15 protein-coding genes are annotated in these 13744 nt (G+C 55.7%); 1 reads left to right on the plus strand and 14 read right to left on the minus strand.

The features are described 5' to 3' along the window. Positions 1-19 precede the first annotated feature (19 nt). The 14 genes from HKK55_RS25445 to rpmH form a co-directional block, all read right to left on the minus strand. Positions 20-556: a F0F1 ATP synthase subunit delta gene (locus HKK55_RS25445; protein ID WP_169357145.1), complete on the minus strand. Its 537-nt coding sequence runs from the start codon at positions 554-556 to the stop codon at positions 20-22. Between the two features lie 12 nt (positions 557-568). Beyond that, positions 569-1039: a F0F1 ATP synthase subunit B gene (locus HKK55_RS25450; RefSeq protein ID WP_169357146.1), complete on the minus strand. Its 471-nt coding sequence runs from the start codon at positions 1037-1039 to the stop codon at positions 569-571. 58 nt (positions 1040-1097) lie between these two features. Further along, positions 1098-1355 (minus strand): F0F1 ATP synthase subunit C, encoded by a 258-nt coding sequence (atpE, locus tag HKK55_RS25455; protein WP_002555987.1) that lies wholly within the window; start codon positions 1353-1355, stop codon positions 1098-1100. A gap of 133 nt (positions 1356-1488) precedes the next feature. Then, positions 1489-2358 carry a F0F1 ATP synthase subunit A gene (gene atpB / locus HKK55_RS25460; RefSeq protein ID WP_155582321.1) on the minus strand — a complete coding sequence of 290 codons (870 nt, stop codon included), beginning with the start codon at positions 2356-2358 and terminating at the stop codon, positions 1489-1491. 16 nt (positions 2359-2374) lie between these two features. Then, positions 2375-2782, minus strand: coding sequence for a F0F1 ATP synthase subunit I (locus tag HKK55_RS25465; RefSeq protein ID WP_155582320.1), 408 nt, complete (start codon positions 2780-2782; stop codon positions 2375-2377). A 148-nt stretch (positions 2783-2930) separates the two neighbouring features. Beyond that, positions 2931-3803, minus strand: coding sequence for a ParB/RepB/Spo0J family partition protein (locus tag HKK55_RS25470; protein WP_169357147.1), 873 nt, complete (start codon positions 3801-3803; stop codon positions 2931-2933). Positions 3804-3812: 9 nt separating this feature from the next. Continuing rightward, a complete protein-coding gene (locus tag HKK55_RS25475) occupies positions 3813-4610 on the minus strand; it encodes a ParA family protein (protein ID WP_005792605.1) in 798 nt (265 codons plus the stop codon). A gap of 18 nt (positions 4611-4628) precedes the next feature. Then, on the minus strand, positions 4629-5273 hold the full coding sequence (gene rsmG / locus HKK55_RS25480) for a 16S rRNA (guanine(527)-N(7))-methyltransferase RsmG (protein WP_169357148.1): 645 nt from the start codon (positions 5271-5273) through the stop codon (positions 4629-4631). After that, entirely contained in the window at positions 5270-7162 is a 1893-nt protein-coding gene (gene mnmG / locus HKK55_RS25485; RefSeq protein WP_169357149.1) for a tRNA uridine-5-carboxymethylaminomethyl(34) synthesis enzyme MnmG, read from the minus strand. The genes rsmG and mnmG overlap by 4 nt, the downstream gene beginning before the upstream one ends. Positions 7163-7715: 553 nt before the next feature. Continuing rightward, entirely contained in the window at positions 7716-9086 is a 1371-nt protein-coding gene (mnmE, locus tag HKK55_RS25490; protein WP_169357150.1) for a tRNA uridine-5-carboxymethylaminomethyl(34) synthesis GTPase MnmE, read from the minus strand. A gap of 79 nt (positions 9087-9165) precedes the next feature. After that, positions 9166-10848, minus strand: a complete 1683-nt coding sequence (gene yidC, locus HKK55_RS25495) for a membrane protein insertase YidC (protein WP_169357151.1) — start codon at positions 10846-10848, stop codon at positions 9166-9168. A gap of 2 nt (positions 10849-10850) precedes the next feature. Further along, entirely contained in the window at positions 10851-11096 is a 246-nt protein-coding gene (gene yidD / locus HKK55_RS25500) for a membrane protein insertion efficiency factor YidD (protein WP_077430980.1), read from the minus strand. After that, entirely contained in the window at positions 11089-11493 is a 405-nt protein-coding gene (gene rnpA, locus HKK55_RS25505; RefSeq protein ID WP_202020936.1) for a ribonuclease P protein component, read from the minus strand. Before rnpA ends, yidD begins: the two co-directional genes overlap by 8 nt. A 16-nt stretch (positions 11494-11509) precedes the next feature. Then, positions 11510-11644 carry a 50S ribosomal protein L34 gene (gene rpmH / locus HKK55_RS25510; protein ID WP_003213577.1) on the minus strand — a complete coding sequence of 45 codons (135 nt, stop codon included), beginning with the start codon at positions 11642-11644 and terminating at the stop codon, positions 11510-11512. Between the two features lie 575 nt (positions 11645-12219). Between rpmH and dnaA the strand changes: the two genes are divergently transcribed. Continuing rightward, positions 12220-13743: a chromosomal replication initiator protein DnaA gene (gene dnaA, locus HKK55_RS25515; protein ID WP_169357153.1), complete on the plus strand. Its 1524-nt coding sequence runs from the start codon at positions 12220-12222 to the stop codon at positions 13741-13743. The last annotated feature ends 1 nt before the right edge of the window (position 13744 follow it).

Here is a 13744-nt window from a genome sequence, read left to right on the forward strand (position 1 = left end):
CTCTGCTGCCCCTTCAAACTCAAGATTTCAATGCTTCGGCAAGGCTCGCGAGTTTGCCGCGAACCGAGCCATCGATAACCAGGTCGCCGGCGCGAATGACAACACCCCCAATGAGGGACCTGTCTTCCGCAACTTGCAGGCGCACTTCCCGGTCGAGTCGTGCACTGAGAACCTTGGCGAGTTTGTCTTGCTGTTCTTGGTTCAATGCAAAAGCACTGGTGACTTCAACGTCTACCGACTTCTCTTGCTCGGCCTTGTACAGGTCGAAAAGAGCGGCAATCTCCGGCAAAAGCGGGAGACGGTCGTTTTCGGCAACGACGTGAATGAAGTTCTGCACTTTTACATCAAACTTGTCGCCGCACACGTCAATAAACGTGGCGGCCTTATCTGCGCTCGTCAGTCGCGGGGCCTTGAGCACGCGCTGCATAGTGTCGTCTTGCGACACTGCTGCAGCCAGGCCGAGCATGGCTGACCAAGAGGCCAGCTGCTGGTGGGCCTGGGCGTGCTCGAAGGCTGCCTTAGCGTAAGGTCGGGCCAACGTGGTCAATTCTGCCATGATCGCCCTCGCTTAAATTTCAGCAGCCAGTTTGTTAACCAGCTCCGCGTGCGCGTTTTGATCGATTGTGGCACCGAGGATCTTCTCAGCACCGCCGACCGCCAGAGCACCCAGTCGGGTACGCAGCGCGTCTTTGACGCCGTTCAGTTCCTGTTCGATCTCGGCATGAGCCGAAGCCTTCACACGTTCAGCTTCGACGCGGGCTTTATCAACAGCCTCTTCGACGATCTGATTACCGCGTTTCTTGGCTTGCTCAATGATTTCAGCTGCCTGTGCTTTCGCATCGCGCAGTTGATGGCCCGCTTTCTCTTGGGCCAACTCCAGGTCGCGAGCTGCACGGCTGGCAGCGTCCAATCCATCAGCGATCTTCTTCTGACGTTCGTGCAAAGCCGCGATGACCGGAGGCCACACGAACTTCATGCAAAACACTACAAAAATGAAGAACGCAACGGATTGGCCAATCAGGGTTGCATTAATGTTCACGCCAACACCTCGCTCATTCGTTGTCCATCACCCCAATCAACTCGAAAAATTCGAGTGATTAGCCAGCGAGTTGACCAACGAAAGGGTTCGCGAAGGTGAAGAACAGAGCGATACCAACGCCGATCATGGTTACGGCGTCGAGCAGGCCGGCAACGATGAACATTTTAACTTGCAGCATTGGAACCATTTCTGGCTGACGCGCTGCGCCTTCCAGGAACTTGCCGCCCAGCAGGCCGAAACCAATGGCAGTACCCAGGGCGCCCAGGCCGATCAACAGTGCAACAGCGATAGCGGTTAGACCAACTACAGTTTCCATCTTTCCTCCCGACTTTTACGTCGTATGGTTTAGGTTTTTTAGATTTTAAAGCGGTAAAACAAATCGTTTCATAGCCCTTTCAGGCCACCCTCCCGTTTGACCGGGAGGGACATCAGACTAGTCGAGACTGGTCTTAATGGTTCTCTTCGTGCGCCATCGACAGATAGACGATGGTCAGCATCATGAAGATAAACGCCTGCAGGGTGATGATCAGGATGTGGAACACAGCCCACGCCCACTGCAGAACTACGCCCAGGCCGCTAAGCCAGAGCAGACCGCTGCCGAACATCACAGCGATCAGAATGAACACCAGCTCGCCGGCATACATGTTGCCGAACAGTCGCAGAGCCAGGGAGATCGGCTTGGCGATCAGGGTCACGAATTCCAGCAGGAAGTTCACCGGAATCAGCAACGCTTGCAGGAAAATATTCTTGCTGCCAAACGGGTGCAGGGTCAGTTCGCCGATGAAGCCGCCGATGCCCTTGACCTTGATGCTGTAGAAAATGATCAACGCAAACACCGACAGGGCCATGCCCAGGGTGGCGTTAGGGTCTGTGGTCGATACGGCACGGAATGGAATGTGTGCATCGCCGGTGATCAGGATGGCCAGTTGAGGAATCCAGTCGACCGGTATCAGGTCGACGGCGTTCATCAGGAACACCCAGACGAAGATAGTCAGTGCCAGTGGTGCAATCACCGGGCTACGGCCATGGAAGCTGTCTTTCACGCTGCCATCGACGAATTCGACCAATACTTCAACGAAGTTCTGCAAAGCACCTGGCTGACCGGAAGTCGCCTTCTTTGCCGCCATGCGGAAAATCAGGACGAAGATCAGACCCAATGCGACAGACCAGCCCAGAGTATCCAGGTGGAATGCCCAAAAGCCCATTTCTTTGGCTTCTGCTGCGGTGTGGGCAAAGCCCCAGCCGCCATTGGGTAGCTGACCGAAGGTCAGGTTCTGCAAGTGGTGCTGGATATAGCCCGAAGCGGTTGTTTCTGCCATGGTTGCCTCAAACGCCCTAAGGTCTCGAAAGTCTTGTTTTCATAAGCAGGGGAGCGAACCAGTTAACCAGTTGGGTCAACACGAAGACGCCGAATACAGCTAGCGGCGCCAATGGCTTCACACCTGCAAAGGTCAGTGCGAACAGCACTGCCGTCAAAATCAATTTCCCCGCCTCGCCAGCATAAAAAGACCGGACGATGGCTTGGGCTGCTCGGGCGCCGGAAAACCGAAAGGCCCTGTGAGCAAAATACATATTGGGCAGCAAGGCTATCAGGCCTCCGCAGAGTCCTGAATATCCGGCAACGACTCCATGCCAATACCAAAGCGCCAAAGCGGCAATCAGTAAAATGACAAATTGGGCCACTAAAACCGGGAAAACGGCCAAGCGATGGAACGGCAACGTGTTTGGCGTGCGGGTTTCCATCACTCTTGCTCCTCAATAGTCGGCTGCCGGAAATCAATAACTTGGCATAATTTGTGCCGACAAAATGCGCGCAGAGTATAGGGGCGGTTCTGCCCCTATTCAACTGCCGGGTAGTGATTTCCGACTGCGCGCTACAGAAGCAATTGTTTCAGCGGATGTGGGCAAGGACGCCCTGAAGCTCATCCAATGAGTTATATCCGATGACCAATTGCCCTTTGCCTTTCTTCCCATGACGAATTTGCACCGCAGAGCCTAGGCGTTCGGCCAGGCGCTGCTCCAGGCGTGCAATATCCGGATCAGGTTTGCTCGTTTCGACCGGTGCAGGTTTACCACTGAGCCATTGGCGAACCAGAGCCTCAGTCTGACGAACGGTGAGACCTCGTGCGACAACGTGTCGCGCCCCTTCAACCTGTTGATTTTCCGGCAACCCGAGCAATGCACGGGCATGACCCATTTCCAGGTCACCGTGGGAAAGCATGGTTTTGATCACTTCCGGCAAGGCAATCAGGCGCAGCAGGTTGGAAACCGTGACACGGGATTTACCCACGGCATCGGCAACTTCCTGCTGAGTCAGCTTGAATTCCTGCTGCAAGCGCTGCAGGGCAATCGCTTCCTCGATCGGATTGAGGTCTTCGCGCTGGATGTTTTCAATCAGCGCCATGGCGATGGCGGTTTCATCCGGCACATCGCGGACCATCGCCGGGATGGTTTCCTGGCCAGCCTGCTGGCTGGCGCGCCAGCGGCGCTCGCCGGCAATGATTTCAAAGCGACCACCACCAATCGGGCGAACCACGATTGGCTGCATCACGCCCTGGGCCTTGATCGACTGCGCCAGTTCTTCCAATGCCTGGGGATCCATGTCCCGGCGCGGCTGGTATTTGCCACGCTGGATCAGATCCAGCGGCAGGTGCTGCAGCTCACGCTGATCGGCCTGTACCGCCTGTTCTTCAAGCGAAGTGACAGTCGGACCACTCAGCAGTGCATCCAGTCCACGTCCGAGACCTCGTTTCTTGACGGCCATGAGGATTCCTTAAGTTGGCTGGGCTGCAGCGGTGCGGGAGTTGCGGCGTTGGCGACGAACCATCTCGCCCGCCAGGGCCAGGTAGGCAATAGCACCACGGGATGACTTGTCGTACGCCAGCGCGGGCATGCCATAGCTTGGCGCTTCGGCCAGGCGAATGTTGCGTGGAATCACGGTGTCGTACAACTGATCACCAAAGTGTTCCTTGAGCTGCGCCGACACATCGTTCATCAGGCTCAACCGCGGGTCATACATCGTCCGCAGCAAACCTTCGACCTTCAGGTTCGGATTGAGCAATTCGGCGATACGCTTGATGTTATCCACAAGATCGCTCAAGCCTTCCAGGGCGAAGTACTCGCACTGCATGGGGATAATCACCCCATCGGCGGCAACCAATGCGTTCAGCGTGAGCATCGACAGCGACGGTGGGCAGTCGATCAAAATGTAGTCGTAGTTCTCGCGGATCGGCGCCAAGGCGCTACGCAGACGACTTTCTTTCATCTGCATTTCCAACAGCACCACTTCCGCCGCAGTCAAATCGCGGTTGGCCGGCAGCAGTTGATAACCACCGTGCTCGGAATAGTGCATGGCCTGGGCCAGGTCACACTCGCCAATCAGCAAGTCGTAGACCGAGTTTTCCAGGCCGTGTTTATCCACACCGCTACCCATGGTGGCGTTGCCCTGTGGATCGAGGTCGATCAACAGCACCCGACGCTTGGTAGCGACCAGGGATGCTGCGAGGTTGATGCAGGTGGTGGTTTTGCCCACGCCACCTTTCTGGTTCGCTATCGCGAATACCTTAGCCATTCTTGCTTGTGTTCCCAATCATGCCGTGCGGCGCAGTATCAGCAGATGGCGTTGGCCTTGGCAACCGGGTACGGCCAAGGCGTGTTCGCTATCGAGGTGGAAGTCTGCCGGCAATGCTAACAGCTCGTCGCTTGGATGAACGCCCTTCATTGCCAGCCAACGCGTATCGCGGTCGCCAAGATGGCGGGTCCAGTTGCTGAAGTTCTCCATGCTGCTGAACGCCCGGGACACAATTCCGTTGAAAGGCTGTTCAGGCGTGAAGGCTTCGACGCGGCTGTGGATAACTTGCAGGTTATCCAGCTTGAGTTCGAGTTTGACCTGCGTCAGGAAGCGCGTTTTCTTGCCGTTGCTGTCCAGGCAGGTCACTTGCGACTCGGGAAACAGGATCGCCAATGGGATGCCAGGCATGCCACCACCGCTGCCAACGTCGAGCCAGCGGCCATTTTCGATAAACGGCATGACGCTGAGGCTGTCGAGCAAATGCCGGGAAACCATTTCATCAGGATCCCGTACGGCGGTGAGGTTGTAAGCCTTGTTCCATTTGATCAACAGGGCCAGATAACCCAACAGCAGTTCGTGCTGGGCCTCGGTCAGGTTGATGCCAAGTTGGCGAGCGCCTGTGGATAACTCTTCGGCGTGTTGCAAGGTGACCAACGAACTCAAGCGCTTTGCTCCAACTGACGGCCCGCGCCGCGTTTTTTCAAATGAATCATCAACAGCGAAATGGCTGCCGGGGTGACGCCCGGGATACGCGACGCTTGGCCCAGGGTTTCCGGCCGAGTTATCCCCAGCTTGCTTTGGATCTCTTTGGAGAGACCCGAGATGTTCGTGTAATCGATATCCACAGGCAGCTTGGTATCTTCACTGGCACGCAGACGAACGATCTCGTCTTGCTGGCGATCGATGTAGCCCGCGTACTTGGTCTTGATTTCGACCTGTTCGGCGACCTGTGGATCTTCTGCACCGCCGCCAGTTACCGAGATCAGACCAGCGTAGTCGATTTCCGGACGGGACAGCAGGTTCAGCAGGTTGTACTCATGAGTCAGCGGTGTGCCGAATTTTTCAGCAATGGCATCGCCCTGCTCGGTGCCCGGGCGAACCCAGGTACTTTTCAGGCGCTGCTCTTCCAAATCGATGCTTTCGCGTTTTTTGCAGAAGGCGGCCCAACGCACGTCATCCACCAGGCCCAATTCGCGACCTTTTTCGGTCAAGCGCAGGTCGGCGTTGTCTTCACGCAGAATCAGGCGGTATTCGGCCCGGGAAGTGAACATCCGGTACGGTTCCTGGGTTCCCAGGGTAATCAAATCGTCGACTAACACGCCGATATACGCTTCATCACGACGCGGGCACCAGCTGTCTTTGCCCTGAGCGCGCAATGCTGCGTTGGCTCCGGCCAGCAAACCTTGGGCGCCGGCCTCTTCGTAACCGGTGGTGCCGTTGATTTGCCCGGCGAAGAACAAGCCGCCGATAACTTTGGTTTCCAGGCTGTACTTCAAATCACGCGGATCGAAGTAGTCGTACTCGATGGCATAGCCAGGCCGCACGATATGGGCGTTTTCCATGCCGCGAATCGACTGCACAATCTGGATTTGCACGTCGAACGGCAGGGAAGTGGAAATCCCATTCGGGTACAGCTCGTGGGTGGTCAAACCTTCCGGTTCGATAAACACCTGATGGCTTTCCTTGTCGGCAAAGCGGTGGATCTTGTCTTCGATCGACGGGCAGTAACGCGGGCCAATGCCTTCGATCACCCCGGAATACATCGGCGAACGATCGAGGTTCGCGGCAATGATTTCGTGGGTTCGGGCGTTGGTGTGGGTAATCCAGCAACTGACCTGCTTGGGATGCTGTTCCTTGGAGCCCATGAACGACATCACCGGAATCGGCGTATCACCGGCCTGCTCGGTCATCACCGAGAAATCCACAGAACGACCGTCGATACGCGGTGGTGTACCGGTTTTCAGGCGGCCCACCCGCAGCGGCAGTTCGCGAAGGCGCTGAGCCAGGGCGATTGACGGTGGATCACCGGCACGACCACCGGAATAGTTCTGCATACCGATGTGGATAAGTCCACCGAGGAAGGTACCAGTGGTCAACACCACGGATTCTGCGAAGAAACGCAGGCCCATTTGGGTGACAACACCGCGTACCTGATCCTGTTCGACGATCAAGTCATCGGCGGCTTGTTGAAATATCCACAGGTTCGGCTGGTTTTCCAGGGTTTCGCGGACAGCGGCCTTGTACAGGATCCGGTCGGCTTGAGCCCGAGTGGCTCGCACAGCCGGGCCTTTGCGGCTGTTCAATACGCGAAATTGAATACCACCCTTATCGGTGGCCATGGCCATCGCGCCGCCCAGGGCATCGATTTCCTTGACCAGATGGCTTTTGCCAATCCCACCAATGGCAGGGTTACAGCTCATGGCACCGAGGGTTTCCACGTTATGCGTCAGCAACAGGGTTTTTGCCCCCATGCGTGCTGACGCCAGTGCTGCCTCGGTACCGGCATGACCGCCGCCGATGACGATCACTTCAAAACGGGAAGGGAAATCCACCACGCACCTCGTGCCTGCTTCATGTAGGTAATTAGGAATGGGCGTTCGAGCTTTGGTTTTCGAACGCGTTGGCAAGTATAGGGACTTCGCCCTTCCTAAAGAACCCTTTGCACAAAATTTAACCAGCTGTGGATGAATCACAGACAATAGAAATTAAAAGAGAGAAATTTATTAAATCTTTGTTTTTATGTTTATTTCTACTGAGCCTACTTTCTGTGGATAGAATCCTACAGGCTATATTTTACGCTGTGTACAGAGATTCAAAAGTCTGTGGTTAGGTACCAATGAGGCCCTTGGATAAGTGGTTTAAGCCTGTGGATTAAACAGGTGGTTATCCACAGAGGGAGTTTTACTCAGTTTTCGCGCCCTGTTATCAACTGGGCACAAGGGTGGTTATTCACAGGGCTTAATCCACAGAAAAGCGTCCGCCACAGCAAATAGCGCCCACGAAAAAGCCGCCGCTACCGATAGCGTTTGTCAAAAGTTGGAGTTGAGTGCCCTGAAACGGACGGAACAGACAGGCACGAATGGCCTGTCTGTGAGTAACGAAGGACTATTTACCGATGCAGAAGCTGGAAAAGATCCTGCCCAGCAGATCATCGGAGCTGAATGCGCCAGTAATTTCTCCCAGCAGCCGTTGAGCCTGGCGCAAATCCTCGGCAAGCAGCTCTCCTGCTCCAGCCAACGTCAGCTGCGCTCGTCCATGCTCAAGGGCCGCGCTGGCATGTCGCAGAGCCTCCAGGTGCCGGCGGCGGGCACTGAAGCTGCTTTCCGATGTCTGTTCGTAGCCCATGCACGCTTTGAGGTGGTCGCGCAGCAGTTCCAGACCATTGCCTGCCGACTTGGCACTGAGGCTGATGGTCACGTGGCCATCCTCACTGACTTCCAAAGCAATTGGCTCTCCCGTGAGGTCCGCCTTGTTTCGAATCAGGGTGACTTTGGCCGGATCCGGCCGCTGTTCGAGGAATTCCGGCCATAGAGCAAAAGGATCCACAGCCTCCGGAGCAGTGGCATCTACCACCAACAACACCCGGTCGGCCTCGCCAATGGCCTTGAGCGCTCGCTCCACACCGATTTTTTCCACCTGGTCATCGGTATCGCGCAGCCCTGCGGTATCCACGACGTGCAGCGGCATACCATCGATGTGGATATGTTCGCGCAAGATATCTCGCGTAGTGCCGGCGATCTCTGTAACGATGGCCGCCTCACGCCCGGCCAAGGCATTGAGCAGGCTGGACTTGCCGGCATTCGGTCGACCGGCAATCACTACGGTCATCCCGTCACGCAGCAATGCGCCTTGCCCGGCTTCGCGAAGAACGGTGGATAACTCATCACGGACCTTATCGAGCATGGCCAATACATGGCCATCAGCGAGGAAGTCGATTTCCTCTTCCGGAAAATCAATGGCCGCCTCGACGTAGATCCGCAAGCTGATCAACTGTTCGGTGAGGTTATGCACACGCAGGGAAAACGCGCCCTGCAACGAGCGCAACGCATTGCGCGCAGCTTGTGCAGAACTGGCCTCGATCAGGTCTGCGATAGCTTCAGCCTGCGCCAGGTCGAGCTTGTCATTGAGAAACGCGCGTTCACTGAATTCACCCGGCCGGGCCAGGCGGCAACCCAGTTGCAGGCAGCGCTGCAGCAACATGTCCAGGACAACCGGGCCTCCATGGCCTTGCAGCTCCAGAACATCTTCACCAGTGAAGGAGTTGGGCCCAGGGAAATACAGGGCAATACCTTCGTCCAGGACTTCTTCGTTATCGCCCAGGAACGGGCCGTAATGGGCATACCTCGGTTTCAGCTCACGGCCACTGATGGCCTGTGCCGCCACGCGGGCGAGCGGCCCGGAAATACGGACGATGCCGACACCACCACGACCTTGAGCGGTGGCAACGGCGGCGATGGTTTCACGAGGAGCGCTCATCAACGGGTACCCAGACAAAAGTGACGGAAAGCAAAACGCCCCACTAGGGGGCGTCTTGAGTGGTTATCCACAGAGTAAGTTACGCCTCGGCTTTTTTGGTAGCCGCTTCGATCTTACGTGTGATGTACCACTGTTGAGAGATCGACAACACGTTGTTGACCACCCAGTACAGAACCAGACCAGCCGGGAACCACAGGAAGAAGAAGGTGAAGATGATTGGCATCATTTTCATTACCTTGGCCTGCATCGGATCCGGAGGTGTAGGGTTCAGGCGCTGCTGGATAAACATGGTCGCGCCCATGATGATCGGCAGGATAAAGAACGGGTCTTTGATCGACAGGTCAGTTATCCACAGCATGAACGGAGCCTGGCGCATTTCCACGCTTTCCAGGAGTACCCAGTACAGCGACAGGAATACCGGCATCTGTACCAGAATCGGCAAGCATCCACCCAACGGGTTGATCTTCTCTTTCTTGTACAGCTCCATCATGGCTTGCGACATTTTCTGCCGGTCATCGCCATGTTGCTCTTTCAGCGCGGCCAGTTTCGGGGCCACGGCACGCATACGCGCCATCGACTTGTAGCTGGCAGCCGACAGTGGGAAGAAGATCCCCTTGATCAGCATGGTCAGGAAGATGATCGAGAAGCCCCAGTTACCGACGATGCTGTGGATATGTTGCAACAGCCAGAAAATCGGTTGGGCAATGAACCACAGGAAGCCGTAATCCACAGTCAATTCCAGACCTGGGGACAACTCTTTGAGCACAGCCTGGCTTTTCGGACCGGCGTACAGAGTAGCGCTGGTTTCTGCCTTGGCACCTGGCGCGACGGTCAATACCGGCCCAGTGAAACCAATGATGTAGTTGCCTTGGCTGTCTTTACGGGTTTGAACCAGGTTTGCATCACCCTTGGCCGGAATCCACGCGGTCACGAAGTAGTGTTGCAACCAGGCAACCCAACCACCTTGAACGGTTTCTTTCAGCGAGCCCTTGTCGATATCTTTCATCGACACTTTTTTGTACGGCTCGTTACTTGTCCACAGGGCAGCGCCCAGGTAAGTAGCTGTGCCGGTAGCGGTGCTGGAAGATGGATCAGCGCTTGCGTCACGCTTGAGTTGGGCAAACAGGTTGCCCGTCCATGGCTTGGCGCTTTCGTTGTCGATCAGATAAGTGACTTTCAGATCGTACAAACCGCGGGTAAAGCTGAAACGCTTGATGTAGTTGACGCCGTCGTGACTGAATTTCAGGTCGACGTTCAACTGATTCTGGCCATCAGCCAGTTGATAAGACTTTTGTTCGGTCGAATAAATCGGACGACCGGTAGCACGAGCATCCGGGCCGTCAGTGCCAGTCAGGCCACTTTGAGCCAGATAAGTACGTTCGCCACCGTTATCGAACAGTTGGAACGGAACATCTGGATGGTCTTGGCGACGTGGATACAGCGGCAGCTTCAGCTGTGCAATATCACCGCCTTGTGGGTCGATAGCCAGGTCCAGCACATCCGTTTTGACGTGGATGAGGTCTTTATTGGTAACGACTGGAGTTTCCAGAGGTGCGCTGGTGTTGGTATTCGCGCTGGGTACATCGGCACTGGCGGCAGCATTGTTACCCAACGGGGTGTCCGGAATAGCCGGTGCAGCCTGATTGGTAGCAACATTCTGAGTCGGCAGGGCAGCCTGGCCATAGTCCTGGTTCCACTTAAGAACCATGACGTAGGACACGATTGCCAGGGCGACGATCAGGATCGTGCGTTTAATATCCATGATTACTCGGCCATCGAAGAAGAACGGGAGGTAGGGATAGGTGGAACCGGGTCATAACCACCGGGATTCCACGGATGACAGCGACCTAAACGACGAAAGGCCAGCCAGCCACCGCGCAGAAGGCCATGATTTTCTATGGCTTCCAACGCGTAGCAGGAACAACTGGGGTAGAAGCGACAGTGATTTGCCATCAGAGGACTAATGGCATAGCGGTAAAACTGGATCGGAACGAGGGCCAGTTTACGCATCAGTACTGTCTACCCCTACAGTTTCGGGGCTGACTGCTGGTGCTGGCTTGTTGGTACGAGCCAAACGTTTCCAGAGCTTGCCGAAATGCTGAATCAATTCGGGGTTTTCTACGTCCCCCAAGCCTTTGCGCGCGACGATAACAATATCCCAACCAACCAGAGTGTCCTGGTGGAGGCGAAACGATTCGCGCATCAGACGCTTGAGGCGATTGCGCTCAACGGAGAGCTTTACGCTCTTCTTGCCAATCACCAACCCAAGACGGGGGTGATCAAGATCGTTGTTACGCGCAAGGAGCAGGAGATTTTTCCCCGGAACCTTGCCGGTGGGGGAGTCAAAGACTGCCTTGAAATGCCGGGGGGTTAGCAGACGCTTTTCCCGACTGAAGTCCTGACTCACCACCAGTGCCGGATTATCAAACTGCCAGACGCGCACGACCTTTGGCGCGACGACGCGACAGGACGGCACGACCGTTCTTGGTGGCCATGCGGGCACGGAAGCCGTGGGTACGGGCGCGTTTGATGGTGCTGGGTTGGAAAGTACGTTTCATGGCGTGTTACCTGGTTCGTCCACAACGGGCCGGAATGGCCCCCGTTTTAAGAGACCGGCGATTCTAGAGAAAGCAAGCCTCTAGGTCAATTTCCAACCAGCTTTTCCTTTAATTAGGTATTCGAGACGTTTTCAACCCCTCGAGCTTTCATGAGCAATGCCATAGATATAAAAATAAAGAAGGAAGTTATTTAAAGCTTTTCTGTAAAGCTTATAAAAGCTAGGGAGACCATCTTCTGTGGATAACTGCCTTCAGGCCATGTTCTACGTGATGTACAGAGAATGACAACACAGGGGAGAAACGGTGCTCTGCCTGTGCTGCGCTATCGGATAAGCTGTGTGTGGAATGGCTAGTTATCCACAGGCCAGTTACCCACAGACTTTCGCCCCCACTTGTACAACGAGCTTAGGGTCGCTTATCCACAGAGCTTATGCACAGACCATTTGTCGCCTTTTTTACGGTTAAAGCATTGATTCTTGGTGGCCTGTGAGCAACCTACATGTGGATAAGTGGGCGGCTGGCCGCTACAATGGCGGCTGTTTTTGCCTCACCGGCTTTCAACTTAGGGGATATCCGTGTCAGTGGAACTTTGGCAGCAGTGCGTGGAGCTTTTGCGCGATGAGCTGCCTGCCCAGCAATTCAACACCTGGATCCGTCCGCTACAGGTCGAAGCCGAAGGCGACGAGTTGCGTGTCTACGCGCCCAATCGCTTTGTTCTCGACTGGGTCAACGAGAAGTACCTGAGCCGCGTTCTCGAATTGCTCGATGAACATGGCAATGGGCTTTCCCCAGTGCTCTCCTTATTAATAGGCAGCAAGCGCAGTTCCGCACCTCGTGCCGCACCGAACGCGCCGCTGGCGGCTGCCGTATCGCAAGCCCAGGCTGCGGCGGCTCCGGTCAACAACACGCTGGGTGCGCCTGCTGCTGTGACCCCTTCCAAATCATCGACGCAGAAAAACGCGCCGATGAACGAAGAGCCATCCCGTGACAGTTTCGATCCGATGGCAGGTGCCAGCTCACAGCTGGCACCGATTCGTGCCGAGCAACGTACCGTGCAGGTCGAAGGTGCGCTCAAGCACACCAGCTACCTGAACCGCACGTTCACGTTTGAGAACTTTGTCGAAGGTAAATCCAACCAGCTGGCCCGTGCGGCCGCCTGGCAGGTCGCCGACAACCCCAAGCACGGCTACAACCCGCTGTTCCTTTATGGTGGCGTTGGCTTGGGTAAAACTCACTTGATGCACGCTGTGGGTAACCATCTATTAAAGAAGAACCCGAATGCCAAGGTTGTGTACCTGCACTCTGAGCGCTTCGTGGCTGACATGGTCAAGGCCTTGCAGCTCAATGCAATCAACGAGTTCAAACGGTTCTACCGTTCTGTTGATGCACTGCTGATCGATGACATTCAATTCTTCGCCCGCAAGGAACGTTCCCAGGAAGAGTTTTTCCATACGTTCAACGCCTTGCTCGAAGGTGGCCAGCAGGTCATCTTGACCAGTGACCGTTACCCAAAGGAAATCGAAGGCCTGGAAGAGCGCTTGAAGTCGCGTTTTGGATGGGGCTTGACCGTTGCGGTAGAGCCGCCGGAGCTGGAAACACGGGTCGCAATCCTGATGAAAAAGGCCGATCAGGCGAAAGTCGATCTGCCCCACGACGCTGCATTCTTTATTGCCCAGCGCATTCGCTCCAACGTGCGTGAACTGGAAGGCGCGCTCAAGCGGGTCATCGCTCACTCGCACTTCATGGGCCGCGATATCACCATCGAGCTGATTCGCGAATCCCTGAAAGACCTGTTGGCGCTACAGGACAAACTGGTCAGTGTGGATAACATTCAACGCACGGTGGCCGAGTACTACAAGATCAAGATTTCTGACCTGCTGTCCAAGCGCCGTTCGCGCTCGGTAGCACGTCCTCGTCAGGTGGCCATGGCGCTCTCCAAGGAGCTGACCAACCATAGCCTGCCGGAAATTGGTGATGTGTTTGGCGGTCGCGACCACACCACGGTCTTGCACGCGTGCCGCAAGATCAACGAACTTAAGGAATCCGACGCGGATATTCGCGAGGACTACAAGAACCTGCTGCGTACACTGACTACTTGAT

It is taken from the genome of Pseudomonas sp. ADAK18, from assembly GCF_012935695.1.
GTDB lineage: Bacteria > Pseudomonadota > Gammaproteobacteria > Pseudomonadales > Pseudomonadaceae > Aquipseudomonas.

What these genes read in the sequence shown, in the direction of transcription:
- HKK55_RS25465 (WP_155582320.1), bottom strand. Translation starts at nt 2,782, where the DNA reads ATGGAAACCCGCACGCCAAACACGTTGCCGTTCCATCGCTTGGCCGTT.
- HKK55_RS25475 (WP_005792605.1), bottom strand. Translation starts at nt 4,610, where the DNA reads ATGGCTAAGGTATTCGCGATAGCGAACCAGAAAGGTGGCGTGGGCAAA.
- yidD (WP_077430980.1), bottom strand. Translation starts at nt 11,096, where the DNA reads ATGCGTAAACTGGCCCTCGTTCCGATCCAGTTTTACCGCTATGCCATT.
- mnmE (WP_169357150.1), bottom strand. Translation starts at nt 9,086, where the DNA reads ATGAGCGCTCCTCGTGAAACCATCGCCGCCGTTGCCACCGCTCAAGGT.
- rpmH (WP_003213577.1), bottom strand. Translation starts at nt 11,644, where the DNA reads ATGAAACGTACTTTCCAACCCAGCACCATCAAACGCGCCCGTACCCAC.
- HKK55_RS25445 (WP_169357145.1), bottom strand. Translation starts at nt 556, where the DNA reads ATGGCAGAATTGACCACGTTGGCCCGACCTTACGCTAAGGCAGCCTTC.
- HKK55_RS25470 (WP_169357147.1), bottom strand. Translation starts at nt 3,803, where the DNA reads ATGGCCGTCAAGAAACGAGGTCTCGGACGTGGACTGGATGCACTGCTG.
- atpB (WP_155582321.1), bottom strand. Translation starts at nt 2,358, where the DNA reads ATGGCAGAAACAACCGCTTCGGGCTATATCCAGCACCACTTGCAGAAC.
- atpE (WP_002555987.1), bottom strand. Translation starts at nt 1,355, where the DNA reads ATGGAAACTGTAGTTGGTCTAACCGCTATCGCTGTTGCACTGTTGATC.
- yidC (WP_169357151.1), bottom strand. Translation starts at nt 10,848, where the DNA reads ATGGATATTAAACGCACGATCCTGATCGTCGCCCTGGCAATCGTGTCC.